The sequence below is a fragment of the Nocardioides sp. Z30_9 genome (assembly GCF_058215735.1).
In genome coordinates this window covers 907,900-927,945 of record NZ_JBZAJF010000002.1, presented here as the reverse complement: position 1 = coordinate 927,945, position 20,046 = coordinate 907,900, and the positions used below count along the sequence as shown (strand labels likewise).

Annotated in this window: 20 protein-coding genes; 6 read left to right on the top strand and 14 right to left on the bottom strand. The window is 70.3% G+C overall.

Annotation, left to right across the window (positions count from 1 at the left end; translation table 11 throughout):
• Nucleotides 1–29 precede the first annotated feature (29 nt).
• The 9 genes from AC4BGB_RS15115 to AC4BGB_RS15075 form a co-directional block, all read right to left on the bottom strand.
• Entirely contained in the window at nucleotides 30–458 is a 429-nt protein-coding gene (locus tag AC4BGB_RS15115; RefSeq protein ID WP_490547703.1) for a VOC family protein, read from the bottom strand.
• Nucleotides 451–1,314 carry a helix-turn-helix domain-containing protein gene (locus tag AC4BGB_RS15110; RefSeq protein ID WP_490547702.1) on the bottom strand — a complete coding sequence of 288 codons (864 nt, stop codon included), beginning with the start codon at nucleotides 1,312–1,314 and terminating at the stop codon, nucleotides 451–453. Before AC4BGB_RS15110 ends, AC4BGB_RS15115 begins: the two co-directional genes overlap by 8 nt.
• A gap of 3 nt (nucleotides 1,315–1,317) precedes the next feature.
• Nucleotides 1,318–2,535 (bottom strand): XdhC family protein, encoded by a 1,218-nt coding sequence (locus AC4BGB_RS15105; RefSeq protein ID WP_490547701.1) that lies wholly within the window; start codon nucleotides 2,533–2,535, stop codon nucleotides 1,318–1,320.
• Complete coding sequence (locus tag AC4BGB_RS15100) at nucleotides 2,528–3,670, bottom strand: vWA domain-containing protein (RefSeq protein WP_490547700.1); 1,143 nt, start codon at nucleotides 3,668–3,670, stop codon at nucleotides 2,528–2,530. The genes AC4BGB_RS15105 and AC4BGB_RS15100 overlap by 8 nt, the downstream gene beginning before the upstream one ends.
• Nucleotides 3,667–4,605 (bottom strand): AAA family ATPase, encoded by a 939-nt coding sequence (locus AC4BGB_RS15095; RefSeq protein WP_490547699.1) that lies wholly within the window; start codon nucleotides 4,603–4,605, stop codon nucleotides 3,667–3,669. Before AC4BGB_RS15095 ends, AC4BGB_RS15100 begins: the two co-directional genes overlap by 4 nt.
• A 69-nt stretch (nucleotides 4,606–4,674) precedes the next feature.
• The gene (locus AC4BGB_RS15090) at nucleotides 4,675–5,268 is read right to left on the bottom strand and encodes a nucleotidyltransferase family protein (protein ID WP_490547698.1); all 594 of its coding nucleotides are present in this window, start codon (nucleotides 5,266–5,268) and stop codon (nucleotides 4,675–4,677) included.
• 80 nt (nucleotides 5,269–5,348) lie between these two features.
• Complete coding sequence (locus AC4BGB_RS15085) at nucleotides 5,349–6,311, bottom strand: carbamate kinase (protein WP_490547697.1); 963 nt, start codon at nucleotides 6,309–6,311, stop codon at nucleotides 5,349–5,351.
• Between the two features lie 10 nt (nucleotides 6,312–6,321).
• Nucleotides 6,322–7,323: an ornithine carbamoyltransferase gene (gene argF / locus AC4BGB_RS15080; protein WP_490547696.1), complete on the bottom strand. Its 1,002-nt coding sequence runs from the start codon at nucleotides 7,321–7,323 to the stop codon at nucleotides 6,322–6,324.
• Between the two features lies 1 nt (nucleotide 7,324).
• The gene (locus AC4BGB_RS15075) at nucleotides 7,325–8,548 is read right to left on the bottom strand and encodes an arginine deiminase (RefSeq protein ID WP_490547695.1); all 1,224 of its coding nucleotides are present in this window, start codon (nucleotides 8,546–8,548) and stop codon (nucleotides 7,325–7,327) included.
• Nucleotides 8,549–8,730: 182 nt separating this feature from the next.
• Between AC4BGB_RS15075 and AC4BGB_RS15070 the strand changes: the two genes are divergently transcribed.
• The 3 genes from AC4BGB_RS15070 to AC4BGB_RS15060 are packed head-to-tail and all read left to right on the top strand — an operon-like array spanning nucleotide 8,731 to nucleotide 11,270.
• The gene (locus AC4BGB_RS15070; RefSeq protein ID WP_490547694.1) at nucleotides 8,731–10,260 is read left to right on the top strand and encodes a YfcC family protein; all 1,530 of its coding nucleotides are present in this window, start codon (nucleotides 8,731–8,733) and stop codon (nucleotides 10,258–10,260) included.
• A gap of 55 nt (nucleotides 10,261–10,315) precedes the next feature.
• On the top strand, nucleotides 10,316–10,951 hold the full coding sequence (locus AC4BGB_RS15065) for an alpha-ketoglutarate-dependent dioxygenase AlkB (RefSeq protein WP_490547693.1): 636 nt from the start codon (nucleotides 10,316–10,318) through the stop codon (nucleotides 10,949–10,951).
• A gap of 34 nt (nucleotides 10,952–10,985) precedes the next feature.
• Nucleotides 10,986–11,270 (top strand): DUF3253 domain-containing protein, encoded by a 285-nt coding sequence (locus AC4BGB_RS15060; protein ID WP_490547692.1) that lies wholly within the window; start codon nucleotides 10,986–10,988, stop codon nucleotides 11,268–11,270.
• A gap of 56 nt (nucleotides 11,271–11,326) precedes the next feature.
• On the opposite strand, the gene AC4BGB_RS15055 is transcribed toward AC4BGB_RS15060, so the two are convergent.
• On the bottom strand, nucleotides 11,327–11,677 hold the full coding sequence (locus AC4BGB_RS15055; RefSeq protein WP_490547691.1) for a hypothetical protein: 351 nt from the start codon (nucleotides 11,675–11,677) through the stop codon (nucleotides 11,327–11,329).
• Nucleotides 11,674–12,609, bottom strand: a complete 936-nt coding sequence (sigJ, locus tag AC4BGB_RS15050) for an RNA polymerase sigma factor SigJ (protein ID WP_490547690.1) — start codon at nucleotides 12,607–12,609, stop codon at nucleotides 11,674–11,676. The genes AC4BGB_RS15055 and sigJ overlap by 4 nt, the downstream gene beginning before the upstream one ends.
• A gap of 111 nt (nucleotides 12,610–12,720) precedes the next feature.
• Between sigJ and AC4BGB_RS15045 the strand changes: the two genes are divergently transcribed.
• From AC4BGB_RS15045 to AC4BGB_RS15035, 3 genes are all read left to right on the top strand, one after another.
• On the top strand, nucleotides 12,721–13,104 hold the full coding sequence (locus tag AC4BGB_RS15045) for a DoxX family protein (RefSeq protein ID WP_490547689.1): 384 nt from the start codon (nucleotides 12,721–12,723) through the stop codon (nucleotides 13,102–13,104).
• Nucleotides 13,105–13,306: 202 nt separating this feature from the next.
• A complete protein-coding gene (locus AC4BGB_RS15040) occupies nucleotides 13,307–14,560 on the top strand; it encodes an HNH endonuclease signature motif containing protein (RefSeq protein ID WP_490547688.1) in 1,254 nt (417 codons plus the stop codon).
• Nucleotides 14,561–14,636: 76 nt separating this feature from the next.
• A complete protein-coding gene (locus AC4BGB_RS15035) occupies nucleotides 14,637–15,908 on the top strand; it encodes an MFS transporter (protein ID WP_490547687.1) in 1,272 nt (423 codons plus the stop codon).
• 31 nt (nucleotides 15,909–15,939) lie between these two features.
• Here the strand turns inward: AC4BGB_RS15035 and AC4BGB_RS15030 are convergent, their stop codons facing one another.
• The 3 genes from AC4BGB_RS15030 to AC4BGB_RS15020 form a co-directional block, all read right to left on the bottom strand.
• Nucleotides 15,940–16,449, bottom strand: a complete 510-nt coding sequence (locus tag AC4BGB_RS15030) for an SRPBCC family protein (RefSeq protein WP_490547686.1) — start codon at nucleotides 16,447–16,449, stop codon at nucleotides 15,940–15,942.
• A gap of 124 nt (nucleotides 16,450–16,573) precedes the next feature.
• A complete protein-coding gene (groL, locus tag AC4BGB_RS15025; protein WP_490547685.1) occupies nucleotides 16,574–18,205 on the bottom strand; it encodes a chaperonin GroEL in 1,632 nt (543 codons plus the stop codon).
• Nucleotides 18,206–18,442: 237 nt separating this feature from the next.
• Nucleotides 18,443–19,945, bottom strand: coding sequence for an APC family permease (locus AC4BGB_RS15020; protein WP_490547684.1), 1,503 nt, complete (start codon nucleotides 19,943–19,945; stop codon nucleotides 18,443–18,445).
• Between the last annotated feature and the right edge of the window lie 101 nt (nucleotides 19,946–20,046).

Here is a 20,046-nt window from a genome sequence, read left to right as displayed (position 1 = left end):
TGGACCCCAGCGCCAAGCGCGGGAAGCCGCTATCCCCGGGAGTGGGCGCGGGGCTCTCCGGGGTAGCTGCCGACGGACCACTGGTTGCCCTCGGGATCGCGGAAGGTGAACTCCAGCCCGCCGTAGCCGGGGTCGCCGAGCTCGCGGGTCACCTCGCCACCGGCACTGACGACACGGTCGTGGACCGCCTGCGGGTCCCGGGTGACCACGTAGAAGCCTGCGCTCCCCGGCTGCAGGCTCCAGCCCTCGTTCTTGACGGTCCCGAACATGACACCACCGCCCTCGGGCCAGTCGAGCTGGGCGTGGTGCACGATCGAGGAGTCGGCCTCGTCGGCGTACACCGCGGTGGCCTCGAAGCCGACGGCGAGCAGGAAGTCGATCATGGCGCGGGCGTCGTGTGCCTGGAAGGTGCCCCACACGGTGGGGGCGGGGGGCTGGGTGGCGTTGTTCTCAGTCATGCCCTGATGGTGCCCGGTTGCGGTGCCCGCCGTCTTGGAGGTTTCGGCGCTCCTCGGCGAGCCACTGCGTAGGCGTGCACCCGGCCATCTGGCGGAACTCGTGGGTCAGGTGGGCCTGGTCGGCGTACCCGCAGCGAGCCGCGACCTCGGCGAGGGTGTCGTGGCCGTCGGCCAGCCGGGCGATCACCGCGTCGAAGCGGAACACCCGGCCCAGCTGCTTGGGCGAGAGCCCGAGCTCGGCGACCATCAGTGCCCGGAGCTGGCGCGGGGACAGCAGCACCTCGCGCGCCAGCTGCTCCACCCCGCACCGGCCACCGGTGGCCTCGAGGACGTCCCACGCGCGGACCAGCTCGGGCCGCACCTCGCTGGTCCGGGTGCCGCCGACCCGGGAGCGCAGCCACTGCTGCACCTCGTCGAGGCGTTCCTCCCCGTCGGTGCGCGAGCTGACCCGGTCGTGCAGCTCGATGGCGATCCGGCCGATCACCTCGTGGCCGTGGTCCCCGTCGCCGCGCAGCTCGGCGGCGCGGCACCCCAGGACGGCGCGGGCCGCGAGCGGGTGCACGGCCACCTGGACACCGCTCTGGGTGGTGGGCTGCTCCACCCGGGTCGCGACGGGCTGCAGGCCCGCGACGCAGACGTCGTACGCCTCCGCGCGGGTGGGGTCGAACCGGTCCCCCTCCGCGACCGTCCCGGACACCCGGACCGGGCCGTCGACGGAGACGATGAACGTGATCGAGGGCGACGGCAGCCCCCGGTGGTCACCCTCGGGCAGGCCGCTGGCGGCGTACGCGCACGCCGAGACCACGGCTCCGGGCAGCAGTCCGTCCCGGCGCCGGAAGTGCGTGGCCCCGGACACGGGTCACTGCCCGACCGGGGTGGCGGCCAGGGGCATCGACTGCGCGTGGATCCTGCCCTCGGTCGAGCTCAGCGGGTCGCCGCTGCCACCCCACCTGCGGGCCACGATCTCGGCCGCGATGCTCACCGCGGTCTCCTCCGGGGTGCGCGCGCCGAGGTCGAGGCCGATCGGGCTGGAGAGCCGCGCGATCTCCTCCTCGGTGAGCCCCGCCTCGCGCAGCCGCGCCAGCCGGTCCTCGTGGGTACGCCGCGACCCCATCGCCCCCACGTAGGCGACCTCGGGCAGGCGCAGCGCGAGCTCGAGGACGGGCACGTCGAACTTCGGGTCGTGGGTGAGCACGCAGATCACGGTGCGCGCATCGATGCGCCCGGCGTCCATCTCGGCCCGCAGGTACTTGTGCGGCCAGCTGACCACCACCTCGTCGGCCTGCGGGAAGCGGCTGTTGGTGGCGAACACGGGCCGTGCGTCGCACACCGTCACGTGGTAGCCGAGGAACACCCCCATCCGCGCGACCGCCGCAGCGAAGTCGATCGCACCGAAGACCAGCATCCGCGGCGCCGGCGCGAACGCCCAGACGAACACCCGCATCCCCTCGCCCCGCCGCTCCCCGTCAGGGCCGTAGGTCAGCGTCGCGTTGTGGCCCGCGACCAGCAGCCCCAGGGCGTCGTCGTGCACGGCCGCGTCCGCCCGGGGTGAGCCCAGGGATCCGGGTAGTCCCGGTCGTTCGGCAGGTGAATCGGGCCCCGGAGCATGCGCTTCGGCCAGGACCATTCGGTCCGCGGGCTCAGGGCGTACGACGAGGCGCCGGCCCAGCCAGGCGGGGTCGGGGTGCTCGATCACGGTGGCGAGGGCCACGGGCCGGCCGGACCTGATGTCGTCGGCGATCTCGCCGAGCTCGGGGAAGGTGTGCTGGTCGACCTTCTCGACGTACACGTCGAGGATGCCGCCGCAGGTCAGCCCGACGGCGAACGCGTCGTCGTCGGAGACGCCGTAGCGCTGGAGCACGGGCTCCCCGGCCTCGACGACCGACTGCGCGAGCTCGTAGACCGCGCCCTCGACGCAGCCGCCCGAGACCGACCCGACCGCGGAGCTGTCCGGGCCGACGAGCATCGAGGCGCCGGGGGGTCGCGGGGCGGACTGGAAGGTGGCCACCACGGTGCCCACGCCGACGGTCTCGCCCGCCTCCCACCAGCCCATCAGCTCGTCGAGGACCTCACGCATCTCCGATCACCTCCAGCACCTCGGAGAAGGCCTTCAGGGAGTGGCCCGCGACGAAGTCGTCACAGTGCGGCAGAACTGCCGCGATGCCCTGCTGCACTGGCTCGTATCCTTCCTTGCCGCGGTGCGGGTTGACCCACACCACCCGGTGGGCGAGCCGACGCAGCCGGCCCATCTGCTCTCCGAGCTCCGTGGCGTCCCCGCGCTCCCAGCCGTCACTGAACACAACCACGACGGCTCCCCGAGCCATCCCGCGTGCACCCCAGCGGTCCAGGAAGGCCTTCAACGTCTCGCCGAGACGGGTGCCACCGGACCAGTCCGGCACCTGCTCCCCCGCCCGGACCAGGGCCAGCTCGGGGTCCCGGGCGCGCAGCGCCAGGGTGACCCGGGTCAGCCGGGTGCCCAGGGTGAACACCTCCACCCGCGAGCGGTGCCCGCCCGCACCCGTCGAGACGACGAGGTGCGCGAGGCGGAGGATGGCGTCGGCGTAGGGCCGCATCGAGGCGGACACGTCCACCAGCAGCACCACCCGTCGCGGGGTCGTCCCCCGCCGCCGGTACTCGACGCGTCCGGGCTCGCCCATCTGCCGCAGGGTGGTCCGCAGCGTGCGGTGCAGGTCGATCTCGCCCCGGCGCCACGGCGTACGCCGCCCGGCCCGCCGTTGGGGCAGCCGGGGCCGGAGCGCCCGGATCATCGCGTCCAGCAGGGCCTTCTCGTCCGCGGTCAGCCGGGCGACGTCGCGCTGGCGCAGGACCTCGAGGTCGCTCGCGGCCGCCTGCACCACCTCGGGGTCGACGGCACCGCCCTGCTCGCCGGCCTCGCCCGTGGGCAGTGGCGGGCTGATCTCCCGGGGCCGCTCGCGCGCGACCGTGCGGGGAAGCTGCTCGCGGACCCCGAACCACGCCTCGAACACGTGGCCGTACCGCACCAGGTCCTCGGGGCTGGTGCACAGCGTCGCCCGGCCGGCCCGGTAGGTGGCGTGCGGGTCGCCGGCGCCCACGAGGGAGGCCGCCTGGAGGAAGCTGGTGGCGCGGTCATGGGTGACGGGCAGCCCCGCGGACCGCAGGGCGCGGGTGAACCCGAGCAGGATCTCGTCCGCCCCCCGGGGGTCGTGAAGCTCCTGCTGGTCGGGACTCATCCCTGCAGCATCCTGTCCAGCGCCTGCTTCACCCGGTCGGTGTCCTCGCGGTACTTCACCACCGCCCCCAGGGTGCGCGCGGCGGTCTCGAGGTCGAGCTCCTCCACCCCGAGGCGGTGGAGCGCGCGTGCCCAGTCGAGGGTCTCCGCGACCCCCGGCGGCTTGAGCAGCTGCTGGTCGCGCAGCTGCTGGACGACCCGGGTGACCTGCTCGGCGAGACGTTGGCTGACCTCGGGCACGCGGCTGCGGACGATCGCGATCTCGCGCTCGAGCCCGGGGTGGTCGATCCAGTGGTAGAGGCAGCGGCGCTTCAGGGCGTCGTGCAGCTCACGGGTCCGGTTCGAGGTGAGTACGACGGTGGGCGGTGTGGCCGCGGTGATCGTGCCGAGCTCGGGGATGCTCACCGTCCAGCTGGAGAGCACCTCGAGCAGGAACGCCTCGAACTCGTCGTCGGCGCGGTCCACCTCGTCGATCAGCAGCACCGCCGGCGCCTCGCGCAGCGCCCGCAGCACCGGCCGGGCGAGCAGGAACCGCTCGTCGAACAGCGACTTCTCGGCCTCGCTCGGGTCGAGCCCAGCCCCCCGGTGGTCGAGCCCGTCCCCCCGGTGGTCGAGCCCCGCCCCCCGGTGGTCGAGCCCAGTCGAGACCGCCGCCTCAAGCGTGCGCAGGTGCAGGATCTGGCGGGGGAAGTCCCAGTCGTAGAGCGCCTGGGAGACGTCGATCCCCTCGTAGCACTGCAGCCTGATCAGCGGCACGCCCGCCATCGCGGCGAGGGCCTCGGCCAGTGCGGTCTTGCCGGTGCCCGGCTCGCCCTCGAGGAGCAGTGGCCGCTGCATGCCGTGCGCCAGGTAGACCACGGTGGCGAGGTCGTCGTCGGCGAGGTAGCCGGTGTCCCCGAGGGCGACGCGGATCGACTCCGGAGAAGTGAGCTCCATCCGAGCAGGCTACTCAGCATGGGGTTGGCCCGTAGTTGGTCGGTCCGTTGCAGGTCAGCCCGTTGTTGGTCAGCCCGTGGTTGGTCGGGTGTCGACGTCGCGACCCGTGGCCAGGTCGCCGCACTCGACCAGGTCCACGTGGTGCTGCTCCAGGTAGCCGCGGGCGCCCTGGTCCCCGCGGGCCGACTCGATGACCCCGGCCCAGTGGTCACGGCCGATCAGGACCGGGTGGCCCGGCCTTCCGGCGTACGCCGCCCGCGCGAGCGTCGCGCGCCCGGATCTCCGGTCCACGGAATCTTCGAGCATCCGGCGCACCACCGCGGCGCCGACGTCGGGGAGGTCCACCAGGGTGACCAGTGTCGCCGCGGCGTCGCCGTGCTCCAGGGCCGCGAGCCCCGTGCGCAGCGAGGCACCCATGCCCTCGTCCCAGTCGGCCGCGAGCACGACCTCGAGCTGGTCCCGGTCATGGTCGTGACCCTCCAGCAGCACCCGCGCCTCCTCGGCCGCGGCACCGAGGACGACCGTGACGCCCGCGCAGCCGCCGTCGCGCAGGGCCGAGACCGAGCGCAGCAGCCAGGAGGTGCCGTCGGGATCGTGGACCAGCGCCTTCGGCGTACCCATCCGGCGGCCGGCGCCGGCAGCGAGGAGCAGTCCGTGGGCCATCCGCGCAGCCTTCCACGTCTGCCCGGCCGACGCCCCCGGACCCGGCCCGTCAGCCCCCGCGCGTCAGTCGAACCGGCCCGTCAGTCGAACCCGCCCGGTCTGCCGGACGACGTCGGGAGCAGGTCCCTGGTCCCGTGGTACTCGCCGTTCGGGGTGACGATTGTTCCCGCCTCGCCGCGCAGGATCGCGCCGGCGTCCTGGAGGCGTCCGATCGCGGCCATGTCGCCGGTGCGCTCGACGAACCGGGTCACGGCGTCGACCTTGGGTCCCATGGATCCGGCCGGGAAGTCCTCGCGCTGCAGGGCCACCGGCGTCGACCGCAGGATCGGCTCCGCCTTCGGGGTGCCGAACCCACGCTGCACGTGGGCGATGTCGGTGAGCACCAGCAGCGCGTCGGCCTCCAGCGCCTCGGCGAGCACCGAGGCGGTGAGGTCCTTGTCGACCACGGCCTCGACCCCCTCGAGCATGCCGACCTCGTTGCGGATCACCGGCACCCCGCCACCGCCCGCACACACGACGATCGCACCGCTGTTCAGCAGCAGCCGGATCAGCCGGGTCTCCACCACCCGCCTGGGCTTCGGCGAGCCGACGACACGACGCCACTTGTCGCCGTCGGGCTTGACCGTCCAGCCGCGCAACTCGGCGAGCTCCTTGGCCTCCTTCTCGGAGTAGACCTCCCCGACGAACTTGGTCGGGTTCGCAAAGGCCGGGTCGTTCGCCTCCACCAACGTCTGGTTGATGATCGCGGCCACCTGGCGCCCGGGCAGGGAGTTCTGCATCGCCTGGAGCAGCCAGTAGCCGATCATCCCCTGGGTCTGCGCCCCGAGCACGTCGAAGGGGTACGGCGAGGTCAGGTGCGGGTCCGACGCGCTCTGCAGGGCGAGCACACCGACCTGGGGTCCGTTGCCGTGCGTGACGACGAGCTCGTGCTCGTTGGCAAGAGGTGCCAGGGCCATCACCGCCGTGGCGACGTTGCGCTCCTGGACGTCCGCGTCGGGCTTCTGCCCGCGCTCGAGGAGGGCGTTGCCCCCGAGCGCGACCACGATCCGCACCTCAGCCGCCCATCGTGGCGACGAGCACGGCCTTGATGGTGTGCATCCTGTTCTCGGCCTGGTCGAAGACGATCGAGCTCGCGGACTCGAAGACCTCGTCGGTGACTTCCAGGGACTCCATCCCGGTCTTCTGGTACAGCTCCTCACCCACCTTGGTGTGCCGGTCGTGGAAGCCCGGCAGGCAGTGCATGAACTTCACCTGCGGGTTGCCGGTGAGCTCCATCAGCCCCGCGTTCACCTGGTAGGGCTTGAGCAGGTTGATCCGCTCCTCCCAGACCTCGGCGGGCTCACCCATCGAGACCCACACGTCGGTGTAGACGAAGTCGACCCCCTGGACGCCCTCGGCGACGTCCTCGGTGTGCTGGAGCCGCGCACCGGTGCGAGCCGCGATCTCCTTGGCCTGCTGCACGATCGCGTCCTCGTTCCACAGGGCCCTGGGTGCGACCATCCGCACGTCCATCCCCATCATCGCCCCGGTGACGAGCAGCGAGTTGCCCATGTTGTTGCGGGCGTCGCCGAGGTAGGCGAAGGAGATGTCGGAGTCGTGCTTGCCGGCGTGCTCACGCATGGTGAGCATGTCGCAGAGCATCTGTGTCGGGTGCCAGTCGTCGGTGAGCCCGTTCCAGACCGGGACGCCGGCGTACTGCGCCAGCGTCTCGACGTTCGCCTGCGCGGCACCGCGGTACTCGATGCCGTCGAAGAACCGGCCGAGCACCCGCGCGGTGTCCTCCATCGACTCCTTGTGCCCGATCTGCGAGCCCGAGGGGTCCAGGTAGGTCACCCCGGCGCCCTGGTCGAAGGCCGCGACCTCGAAGGCGCAGCGGGTGCGGGTCGAGGTCTTCTCGAAGATGAGCGCGATGTTCTTGCGGGTCAGCCGGGGCTGCTCCGAACCGACGTACTTGGCCAGCTTGAGCTCGGCCGCGAGGTCGAGCAGGAACTTCCACTCCTTGGGGGTGAAGTCCAGCTCCTTGATGAAGCTGCGCTGGTGGAGGTTGAACGCCATCTCAGATCCCTTCCCGTTCGATCGGGCAGCTCATGCAACGCGGGCCGCCGCGTCCTCGTCCCAGCTCGTTCCCCTGGATGGTGACCACTTCGATGCCCTTCTTGCGCAGGTAGGTGTTGGTGGTGACGTTGCGCTCGTAGGCCATCACCAGGCCAGGGCGGACGGCGAGCACGTTGCAGCCGTCGTCCCACTGCTCGCGCTCGGCGGACTTCACGTCCTGGGTGGCGGTGAGCACGTTGATCCGGTCCAGACCGAGTGCGTGGGCGATCGCCTGGTCCATCTCGTCGGGCGCGTGCGCGGTGACCTTGAGCTCCTTCTCGCTGTCGCCCGGCTCCAAGGTGTACGCCGGCAGGCCGCCCATCCCGGCGTACCGGGTGAAGGTGTCCTCGCTGAGCATCGTCATCACCGTGTCGAGGTGCATGAAGGCACGGGCCTGCGGCAGTGCCAGGGCGACGATCTTGGTGATGCTGCCGTCGCTGAAGAGCTTCCGCGCGAGCCTCTCCACACCCTGGGGCGTGGTGCGCTCGCTCACCCCGATCAGCAGGGTTCCCCGGCCGATGACCAGGATGTCCCCGCCCTCGGCGGTGGCACGCCCGTTGACCGATCCCTCGGACCAGACGTTGAACTTCGACTTCGCGAACAGCGGGTGCCAGCGGTAGATCGCCTCGTAGTGGATGGTCTCGCGCATCCGCGCCTTCATCCGCATGGCGTTGATCGAGACACCGTTGTAGATCCAGGCGGAGGTGTCGCGGGTGAACAGGTGGTTGGGCAGCGGAGGCAGGAACAGGTCGTCGAGCTCCATCGCCGAGATCACCAGCGACTTCGGCTCCTCGATGTGCTCGAGCAGCTCCCGCTTGGTCATGCCTCCGATCAGGTGCCGGACCAGCAGGTCGTCGTCGAGCCCGGAGAACAGGTTGTAGAGGTCGTCGGTCGCCATCGGACCGTAGATGCGTTCGTCGAAGGACGCGTCCAGGATGTGCTTGCGCCCCTCGGGCAGCGCCACCGTCTCCCGGAGCAGCTGGTCGAGGTAGTGCACCTTCACGTCGAGGTCGCGCAGTGACTCCGCGAACGCGTCGTGCTCCTGCTTGGCTCGCTTGACCCACAGCACCTCGTCGAAGAGGTAGGAGTCCTTGTTTGTCGGGGTGAGGCGCATCAGCTCAAGGTTCGGTCGATGCAAGATCACCTGTCGGAGGTCCCCCACCTCCGAGTCCACGTGCAAGGTCATCGGTGTCTCCCAGCGTCGTCGGTGGCAGGCGTTGTGATGCCGCCTACCTTCAACGGTCCCCCTGTGGGACAAGCCGCATGAGGGCCGAAGGTCCCACGATGAGGGGGACTTCGCCTGCGTCAGCGGGCGGGATCCGCTGCTTGTCTGGAATAGCCCATGCCCCTGCCGGATGAGGTACCACCATGAACGTGGAGAAAACCGCCGAAGCACCCGCAGGCCCGCCAGAGAAGAAGCGAAAATTCAGTTTCCCGAGCGCCTTCACGGTGCTCTTCGCCGTCACGGTCCTCGTCTGGCTGCTGGCGTTCATCATCCCCACCGGCGCCTACAAGGTGAGCGAGGAGACCGGGGGCCCGATCCCCGGCAGCTACCAGGGCGTCGATGCCGACCTGTCGTTCGGCGATCGCCTGATGCAGCTCTTCCTGGCGCCGGTCAACGGCCTATACGGCATCCAGTCCACCGACACCGGGTTCATCAGCCCCAACGAGACCGGAGAGCTCTTCGGTGCCGCGGGGGTGTTCCTGTTCGTGCTGGCCATCGGCATCTTCATCACGATGTCGATGCAGACCGGGGCGATCGACAACGGCATCGCCCGGGTGGCCAACCGGTTCGGCACCCGTGGTGCCGTGCTGATCGTGATCCTGATGCTGCTGTTCTCCATCGGCGGCACCACCGAGGGGATGGCCGAGGAGACCCTGGGCTTCTACGCCCTCGTCGTGCCACTCATCCTGAGCCTGGGCTATGACCGGATGGTGGCGGTGGGCACGATCATGGTCGGAGCCGGCGTCGGCGTACTCGCCTCCACGGTCAACCCGTTCGCCACCGGTGTCGCCTCCGACGCCGCCGGGATCTCCATCGGTGACGGGATCGGGTTCCGGTTCCTGATGTACGTCGTCCTGGTGCCCGTCGGCATGCTCTACGTGCTCCGGTACGCCAGCAAGGTGAAGAAGGACCCCTCGAAGTCCATGACCACGGGGCAGCCCGACGACGCCAGGATCGCGGCGAGCGGGATCGGCAGCCCGCCGGTGCTCACCGGCCGGCAGAAGGCCGTGCTCACGATCGTCGGGCTCACCTTCGTGTTCATGATCTTCGCGATCGTGCCCTGGGCGCAGGTGATCAACGGGCCCGACGCCGAGAGCTTCGGCTGGCAGCTGGACTGGTACTTCCCCGAGCTCGCCGCCCTGTTCATCGTGATGTCCATCGTGGTGGGCCTGATCGGCGGCCTCGGCGAGAAGGGGATGACCGACACCCTGGTCCGCGGCGCCGGCGAGTTCATCGGCGTCGGCCTGATCATCGTGCTCGCCCGTGGCGTCACCGTGATCATGAACAACTCGCAGATCACCGACACCGTGCTGCACTCGATGGAGAACGCGGTCGACAACACCTCCTCGGGTGTCTTCGGTGCCGTGATGTTCCTGATCAACGTGCCCCTGGCGTTCCTGGTGCCGTCGACCTCGGGCCATGCCGCGCTCGCGATGCCGATCCTGGCGCCGCTGGCGGACTTCGCCAACGTGCCGCGGGCCATGGTGATCACCGCCTTCCAGTCCGCCTCCGGCGTGGTCAACCTGGTCACGCCCACGTCTGCGGTGGTGATGGGTGGACTCGCGCTGGCCAAGGTGCGCTACGACGAGTACGTACGGTTCGTGGCCCCCCTGCTGCTGATCCTGCTGGTGGCCTGCACGGCGTTCGTGGCCGTCGGGGCCGCGCTCACCTGATTCGTCCAGACAAACTTCTTCGCACACCTGTTCGAAGACTTGCTAGAGTGAGTCGATGACCACGGAGTTCCAACCTTCCCTCCTCGAGCTCACCGAAGACGTCCACCTCGGCGTCGGGCCGCTCGCAGGGCGGGTGCAGCGGACCCATCTGTCCCGCGGAGCCTGGGTGGACGTGCTCCCGGGATGGTTCGGCGGTGCCGACGAGGTCTTCGCCGGACTGGTGGAGACGGTCCCGTGGCGCGCCGAGCGTCGGGCGATGTACGACAACGTGGTCGACGTACCCCGCCTGCTGCACCAGTACGGCATCGGCGACCCGCTCCCCCACCCGGCGCTCACCGAGGCGCGCGAGGTGCTCAACGAGCACTACGGGCCCGAGCTGGGCGAGCCGTTCGTCACGGCGGGGTGCTGCTACTACCGCGACGGGCACGACTCCGTCACCTGGCACGGCGACAACATCGGCCGAGGCCGCTCGCAGGACACCATGGTCGCCATCGTGTCCTTCGGCTCACCGCGCAAGCTCCAGCTGCGGCCGCGCGGCGGTCACACCGAGGTGACCCACGCCCTCGGTCACGGCGACCTGATCGTGATGGGCGGATCCTGCCAGCGCACCTGGGAGCACGCCGTACCGAAGACCTCCCGCCCGGTGGGCCCGCGGATCAGCGTGCAGTTCCGTCCGCGCAACGTGTTCTGAGCTCACGGCTGGCCCTGGGGGCAGACTGGGCGGCGTGAGCACGGAATTTCCCGGATCCGCGACCGATCGCGAGCTCGAGCGCACGATCCTGCAGCTGCTGGACCAGCGCGCCCCGACCTCGACGATCTGCCCTTCCGACGCAGCGCGTGCCGTGGGGACCGCAGCGGACTGGCGGGACCTGATGCAACCTGCCCGCGACGCGGCCGCTCGCCTGGTGAGCGCGGGGAAGGTGGAGATCACCCAGGGCGGGGAGGTGGTCGACTTGGCCACGGCCACGGGGCCGATCCGGATTCGCCGCGTCCTGCGGGACTGGCAGTGAGATGGTGCCAGAGCACCAGCAGAGCCGAGGTCGCGAGCAGCACAAAAGTGCGGCGCTCAGTCACCCCGGAATGCCAGCAGCATGCCACTGACAGCGGCGGTCACCACGCCCACCAGCTGCACGACCTGGCCGATCGCGATCGCTGCGCCGTTCTCGCCCAGCAGGTTCTCGAAGCCGTCACCATAGATGCCGCTGAGGACGAAGCCGACGACCACGAACAGCCCCAGCAGGGCTCCGACCCCGTCGGACCACCGGCGCCGGACGCCAGCGACGAGAGCCGCGCCGGCCAGCAGGATCACCAGCCCCGGCGGAATTGCCACGGGGAACTCGACGCCGGCCGCCCACAGGACTGCGATCCCGACGGCACCCACCAGCAGGCCACCGACCAGGGTGGTGCGCCTCCTCACGCATCCTCCTTCGTCCAGGCGACCAGCTTCTCCGGGTTGAGCACCGACCACATGCGAACGATGCGGTCCTCGGCGACCTCGAAGGCCATCACTGCGACGGTGACGTCGCCCGCCCGGGCGATGAGACCCGGCTGCCCGTTGACCAGGCTCTCCGTCATCGTCACCCCGGCCAGCGCGGTGGCACGGCCGACAAGGAACTCCGCGATCCTCAAGGCGCCACGCACGGGTCGCCGCTCCGCGCTGACCCGCCCGCCACCGTCGCCGACAGCGACGGCCGCAGGGTCGAGCAGACCGACCAACGCTTCGATGTCACGGGCCTCCCACGCCTGCTTGAAGCGGCGCACGACCGCCGTGCGCTGAGTCGTGGACGTGACTGGTGGGGGCGACCCGGCGATTCGACGGCGGGCCGAGGACGCCAGTTGCCGGGTGGCCGCAGGGCTGCGGCCGACGATCTCCGCGATCTCCGGGAACGGGTAGCCGAAGACATCGTGCAGGACGAACGCAACCCGTTCGGCCGGGGTCATGGTCTCCAGCAGAACCAGGAATGCCATGTGGACCGACTCGTCCAGAGTGATCTGGTCCACCGGGTCGAGGGGGGTGCTGCCGCCCTCCGCCCACATCGTCCGCGCCGGCAGCGGCTCCGGCACCCACTCGCCGACGTACCGTTCGCGTCGGAGGCGAGCCGATCCCAGCAGGTCGAGACAGATGCGCCCGGCGACCGTGGTCAACCACGCACCCGGGACCCGGACGGCCGTTCGCTGCTCCTCAGGCATGGCGTACCACCGGACATAAGTCTCCTGGACAACGTCCTCGGCCTCGACCAACGACCCCAACAGGCGGTAGGCGAGGTTTCGCAGGTGCCGGCGCTCGGCCATGACGGCGGCCAGGTCGGGATCGCCCCCCTCCAGGGACGAGGTGGGGCGGGCACTCATGGGACGAAGTGTCCCTCGGTTCGGCGTCATTCCCCTACGACGAAGCCGACCGGTGTCGTGTGAGGTCACAAGCCGACCTCACACCGGCACGGCCGGCTCCGTCGGACACACATGCACACAACTCTGTGGATCATCGCCGGGCTGTTGGCGGCCATCTTCTGCGCCAGCGGCGCAGCCAAGCTCGTGCAACCCAAGGACAAGCTGGTCGCCTCCAGCGCCGGGGCGGCGCTCGAGGGCTTCAGCCCCGGCGCGATCAAGGTCATCGGCCTTCTCGAAGTCCTCGCCGCGGTCGGCCTCGTAGTTCCCGGCATCGTCGGTGTCGCGACATTCCTCGTCCCAACGGCCGCCATCGGTCTGGTGCTCCTGATGGTCGGCGCCGCATTCACCCATGCGCGCCGGCACGAGGTGCAGCCGATCATCGTGAACGCGATGCTGCTGGCGTCCGCGGGCGTCGTGGCCTACGGCCGACTGGGTCCCTGCGCCTTCGTCGACTGACCCGATTCGAGAGCCAGTTGAATCCTCCCTATTGACGAGGTCGGCAGTCGCCGGTATTATCGAACACAGGTTCGATTCAATAGTGATGCTGAGGGATCGGCCCGGACTCTCCCGTAGCGGAGGTTCGCCTGCTCACGGGCGTGCTGCATCGACGTGTGAGACCAGTCAGTCATGGTCACGAGTCGGTGCGGGAGGTGCTCAGATGAGCTCGACGTTCGATCGGCCCGCGCTGCATCCGGTGCTGGCGTGCGCGGACGCCGTGGAGGCGTCCTTGAAGGACACCGCGGGTGTGGCGGTGGAGTTCATGGCCCCGGCGGACAAGCGGGCCGCGCTGGTGCAGCTGACCCGGGTGGAGGCACAGCTCGCTTCCCTGCGGATGCGGGTGCTGGCCGCCTCCGACGACCTCGCAGTGGCCGAGGGCGCCCGGGACGCGGCCGCGCTGGTCACCCACCACACGCGTTCAGATGCCGGGACCAATCGGCGTGACCTGGCACTGGGCCTGGCCCTGGACCGCCGCTGGCAGCACCTGGGAACCGCCCTGGGGGGCGGTGAGGTGAACGTGGCCCAGGCCCTGGTGATCACCCACGCTCTCGACGTCCTGCCGGCGGTCGAGCTCGGTGCCGAGATCATGGCCGCCGCGGAGGCGCATCTGGTGGCGCAGGCGGCGCACTTCGGTCCCCGTGAGCTCCGACTACTGGGCCGGCGGATCCTGGACCACGTGGCACCCGAGGTTGCGGAGGAGCAGGAGGCCAAGGCGCTCGCCGCCGAGGAGTCCCGCGCCTGGCGCCGCACCTCGCTGGCGACCACCCGACTGGGCGACGGCAGCACCCGGATCACGATCCACGTTCCCGACAGCGTGGCCGCCCGGCTGCACACCTACCTGGAGGCATTCACCTCACCTCGCCAGGTCGGCGTGGGCGAGGGGGCCCGGGTCCCGGCCGACGTACGCCGGGGTCAGGCGTTCTGCGCGCTGCTGGAGGCGGTCGACCCGAAGCGGCTGCCGGTCCACGGTGGCGACGCCACCACGGTGATCGTCACGATCCCGCTGGCGGACCTGCGCCGTGACCTCGGCGTCGGCGAGCTCGGACCCACCGACCGGCTCACCGCCGGGGAGGTCCGGCGCCTGGCCTGCACCGGCAAGATCGTCCCCGCCGTGCTCGGCACGAACTCCGAGGTGCTCGACCTCGGCCGGTCCTCGCGGCTGTTCAAGCCCGCACAGCGCAAGGCGATGATCATCCGCGACCGTGAGTGCCGCGCCGAAGGGTGCACCATCCCCGCCGCGTGGTGCGAGGCCCATCACTGGGGCAGAGCGTGGGCCCACGGTGGCCGCACCGACCTCAAGGACGGAGTGCTGCTGTGCAACTGGCACCACCACCGCGCCCACGACGACGGCTACGACGCCAGCCGACTACCCAACGGCGACATCCGATTCGGCAGGCGAACACGAGGGTCGTAAACTGGCGGCTGCACAGGGGTACAGCGCGTCAGTGGTGGGGTGGCGAGCACGTCGTTGAGCGCACCCGGAGAAACCGATGTCCACCCCTGTCACCCCTGTCACCACTGCCGTCCGTCCTGCCACGCCGACGCGCACCTCCTTCCCCACGCTGCTGCGCCAGGTGGAGCCGTACTACGTGGTGCTCGACGCCGCGGTCCGGCTGCCGACGGCGATGCTTCCGCTCGGGATCCTGCTCTACGTAGCTGACCGGAGTGGATCCTTCGCCACCGGCGGGCTCGCAGTCGCTGCGCTCAGTGTGGGCGGGGGCCTGGGCGGCGCCTTCGTCGGCGTCTTCGCCGACCGGTTCGGGCAGCGGGTCGTCGGCGTGCTGGCAACGGTGGTGCAAGTCCTCGCACTGGGCGCCTTCCTGCTGCTCGCTCCCCGGGACGTGCTGCCGGTGACGATGGGGCTGGCCGCCCTGATCGGGATGTCCAACCCGCAGGCGGGCGCGATGGCCCGCAGCCGGTGGGCCGCGCTGGGCCGCTCGCGCGCCGACCGTCGCTCGTTCACCTCCACGGCGATGGCCTGGGAGGGCGCCCTCGACGAGTGCGGGTTCGTGGTCGGACCGGTCCTGGTGAGCACCGTCGCCGGCCTCGCCTCCCCCACACTCGGGCTGGTGCTGGCCCTGGTGCTGGCCGTGGTGACCCAGACCGGATTCGCGCTGCACCACACCGCGCTGCCCGGCCACGGTGCCGGCCGCTCCACCGGTCACCGCGAGCGTGGGGCACTTCCCCTCGCCCACGTCGGCAGCCTCCTGGTCGCGATGGCCGGCGTCGGACTGGTCTTCGGCGCGACCCAGACCGGCGTCGCGGCGCGGATGGCGGCTGCGGGCACCGACGAGCTCACCGGTCCCGTGTACGCCGCCATGGGGGTCGGCGCCGGGATCGCGGGACTGCTCACCACCCGGCTGCCCCAGGTGTTCCGGCTCGAGGCCAGGATCGCCTGCGCCGGCGCCCTGGTCGCTCTCGGCGGCCTGGCGAGCTCGGTCTCGGAGCATCCTGCCCTGCTCGCCGCTTCCTGCCTGCTGCTCGGCGTTGCCCTGGCACCGGCCCTGGTCAGCTCCTACGCCCTCGCCGAGCGCTCGGCTCCCGAAGGGTGGGGCACCACGATGATGACCATGCTCGGGACGGCGAACATCATGGGGATCGCAGCCGGTGCTGCGATCGCGGGCATGCTCGTGGACTCGGTCTCCCCCGGTGCGGCGCTACTCGTCGACGCGGTCGCCGGTGTGCTGGTGCTCGCTGCCGGCTGCGCGGCGCTGCTCACCCACCCCGCTGGCCGCGCGGAGCGGCAGCACCAGGCCCGCTAGGCGACCCCGCTCACCCGCGAGGTCCAACCGCTCAGCCGACGGGGTCGCCCTCGAGGTCCGCCTTCATCGCGGCCAGCGTGCGCGCGATGTTGCCCCGCTGGAACTGCGAGAAGAGCCGGCCACCGGTCGCGGCCTTGTCGAAGATCGCCGCGGCCCAGTCGGGCCACCGGTCGCGCAGGTCGGTCCAGGTCTCGGTGACGCGGGTGCCGTCGGCGACCGGCTCGAAGGTGTACTCCCACGACGCGATCCGCCCGGCGAGCAGCGGCTTGCGCGGCCCGATCTTGCGCACGTCGAAGGCGAACCGCTGCCCGGGCTCCGCGGCGATCACCACGCACTCGGTGCTCCACCGCGCACGACCACGCTTGTTCGACCCGTCGAAGACCTCACCGACGCGCAGCGTGCGACCGGCGCTCGTGGTGGTCGCGCCGGTGTTCTCCGGGCTCCACCGGGCCATCTGGGTGGGGTCGGCCACCTGGTCGTAGATCGTGTGCGCGTCGATCTCGATGACGATGCTGTCGCTGACCTGCATCTCGCGGCCCATGGATCTCCTCGGTGGTGGGGTGTGCCCTGCCTGTGTACGCCCGGACATACCCGAAAGGGCCCCCGCCGAAGCGAGGGCCCTTCCGGGTGATGCCTGTGAAGCGGTGGTTCCTGAGCGGGTTGGCTCAGAAGTCCATGCCGCCCATGCCGCCGGTCGGGTCGCCGCCACCCATGGCGGGCGCCTTCTCCGGCTTGTCGGCGATGACTGCCTCGGTGGTGAGGAACAGCGCGGCGATCGAGGCTGCGTTGAGCAGCGCCGAACGCGTCACCTTGGCGGGGTCGGGGATGCCGGCAGCGAGCATGTCGCCGTACTCCCCGGTCGCGGCGTTCAGGCCGTGGCCGACCGGAAGACCGGCGACCTTCTCCGCCACGACGCCACCCTCGAGACCGGCGTTGATCGCGATCTGCTTGAGCGGAGCCGCGAGCGCGACCTTGACGATGTTGGCACCGGTGGCCTCGTCGCCCACGAGCTCGAGCTTCTCGAACGCGTTGACGCCAGCCTGCACCAGGGCCACGCCGCCACCGGCGACGATGCCCTCTTCGACGGCAGCCTTCGCGTTGCGAACGGCGTCCTCGATGCGGTGCTTGCGCTCCTTGAGCTCGACCTCGGTGGCCGCGCCGACCTTGATGACCGCAACGCCGCCGGCCAGCTTGGCCAGGCGCTCCTGCAGCTTCTCGCGGTCGTAGTCGGAGTCGCTCTTCTCGATCTCGGCGCGGATCTGGTTCACGCGGCCAGCGAGCTGGTCGGTGTCCCCGGCGCCGTCGACGATGGTGGTCTCGTCCTTGGTGACGACGACCTTGCGGGCCTGGCCGAGCAGCTCGATGCCGGTCGACTCCAGCTTGAGGCCGACGTCCTCGGACACGACCTGCGCGCCGGTCAGGATCGCGATGTCCTGCATCATCGCCTTGCGGCGGTCACCGAAGCCCGGAGCCTTGACGGCGACGGACTTGAAGGTGCCCCGGATCTTGTTGACGACCAGGGTGGACAGGGCCTCGCCCTCGATGTCCTCGGCGATGATCAGCAGCGGCTTGCCGCTCTGCATGACCTTCTCGAGGAGCGGCAGCAGGTCCTTGACCGTGGAGATCTTCTGGTTCGCGATCAGGATGTAGGGGTCGTCAAGGACGGCCTCCATGCGCTCCGGGTCGGTCATGAAGTACTGGGAGATGTAGCCCTTGTCGAAGCGCATCCCCTCGGTCAGCTCGAGGTCGAGCCCGAAGGTGTTCGACTCCTCGACGGTGATGACGCCTTCCTTGCCGACCTTGTCCATCGCCTCGGCGATGGCCTCGCCGACGGTGGTGTCCGCGGCGGAGATCGAGGCGGTCGCCGCGATCTGCTCCTTGGTCTCGACGTCCTTGGCCATTCCGAGCAGCTGCGCGGAGACGGCCTCGACGGCCTTCTCGATGCCGCGCTTGAGCTCCATCGGGTTGGCGCCGGCGGCGACGTTGCGCAGCCCTTCGCGCACCATGGCCTGGGCCAGGACGGTGGCGGTCGTCGTACCGTCACCGGCGACGTCGTCGGTCTTCTTGGCGACCTCCTTGACGAGCTCGGCGCCGATCTTCTCGTAGGGGTCCTCGAGCTCGATCTCCTTGGCGATGCTCACACCGTCGTTGGTGATGGTGGGCGCACCCCACTTCTTCTCGAGTACGACGTTGCGCCCCTTGGGACCGAGCGTGACCTTGACCGCGTCGGCGAGAGTGTTCATCCCTCGCTCGAGCCCGCGGCGGGCCTCCTCGTTGAATGCAATCAGCTTCGGCATGGCTAGGTGATTCCTCACGCTAAAAAGTGTGGTGGCCGCTTCGTCGCCCGCGACGGACGATCCGGGCTGACCCGGCGGACCCTTCCCGCCAGCGCCTTCGAACCTCGACTCAGACGGCCATGGATCGATGCTGCGTTGTCACTCTCATAGGGAGAGTGCCAGCTTCATTTTTAGCACTCGCCCTATCCGAGTGCAAACACCGGGGGGCCTGTTCCCGGCGCGTGCCCGACGTGGGGCTCAGCGGATCTCGGCGTCGTCGAGGCCGGGCTCGGGCTCGTGGTTCCCCGGAGCCAGCCGCGAGTGGGTGCGGCCGTAGAGGAAGTAGATCGCGAGGCCCACGACCAGCCAGGCCAGGAACCGCAGCCAGGTCTCCACGGCGAGGCTGGCCATCAGGGCGACGCACGTGGTGGCGGAGAGGATCGGGAGCAGGGGGACCTGGGGCGTGCGGAAGGGTCGCTTCATCCGCGGCTTGGTACGACGCAGCACGACCACCGCGATCGCCACCACCAGGAAGGCGAACAGCGTGCCGATGCTGACCATCTCGGCCAGCGTGGCGAGCGGCACGAACGCCGCGAGGAGGCACACCACCGCGGTGGTGGCCATCGTGATCCGGGCCGGGGTGCCGAACCGGGGGTGCACGTGACCCACCGCGGCCGGCAGCAGCCCGTCGCGGCACAGGGCGAAGCCGATCCGGCCCATCGCGACGATGTCGACCAGGATCACCGAGCTCAGCCCGGCGATCGCGGCGATGTTGATCAGGATCGAGGCCCAGCCCAGGCCCACCTGGTCGAACGCATCGGAGATCGGAGCACCCTCCGAGAGGTCGGCGTAGTTCACCATCCCGGTGAGCACGAAGCACACGCCCAGGTAGAGCACCGTGCAGATCACCAGGGTGCCGATCAGGCCGCGGGGCATGTCCCTGGCGGGGTTCTTGGTCTCCTCACCGAGGTTGGCCACCGCCTCGAAGCCGCTGTAGGCGAAGAACACCACGGCCGCGGCCACGAGCACCCCGGTGACGCCGAACGAGCTGGCGTCGATGCCGGAGGCCCACTGCCACAGCGGCTGGGCGAGCCCGCTCCTGCCGTCCGCCTCCGGCCTGGACTCGGGGATCCACGGGGTCAGGTTCGAGACCTTGACGAAGAAGATGCCCACGGCCACCACGAAGACACAGACGCTGACCTTGATCACGACCAGGGCGTTCGTGACCAGCTTGGACTCTCGGATCCCGACCGCCGCGATGATGCCCAGCACCAGGGAGATGGCCACGGCACCGAGGTTGATGGTGGAGCCCTCCTCACCGAAGAAGGCGTGCGGCAGCCCGAAGAGCTGCTGGAGGTAGCCCGACCACCCACGCGCCACCACGGCCGCGCCGAGCGCGAACTCGAGGATCAGGTCCCAGGCGATGATCCAGGCGAAGATCTCGCCGATGGTGGTGTACGCGTAGGTGTAGGAGCTGCCGGCAGTCGGCACCGCCGCCGCCAGCTCGGCGTAGCAGAGCGCCGCGAGCATGGCCACGACGCCGGCGATCGCGAACGAGAGCACGATCGCCGGTCCGGCGTGGTTCTTGGCCTCCACCCCGGTGAGGGTGAAGATGCCGGTGCCGATCACGATGCCGATCCCGAACCCCATCAGGTCCCAGGAGCTCAGCCGCTTCCGCAGGCCGCCCTCCTGGTCACCGTCGTTCTGGTGGATGACGGTGTCGACGTTCTTGGTCCGGATGATGCTCGTCCGAGCGGCCACGAGGCGGTCCTCCCTATGCGCCGACAGCCGGTACGCACGGCAGCCGGTACGTCGGCAACCGGTACGTCGGCAACTGGGCACACAGGCTGTTCGCGTCACCA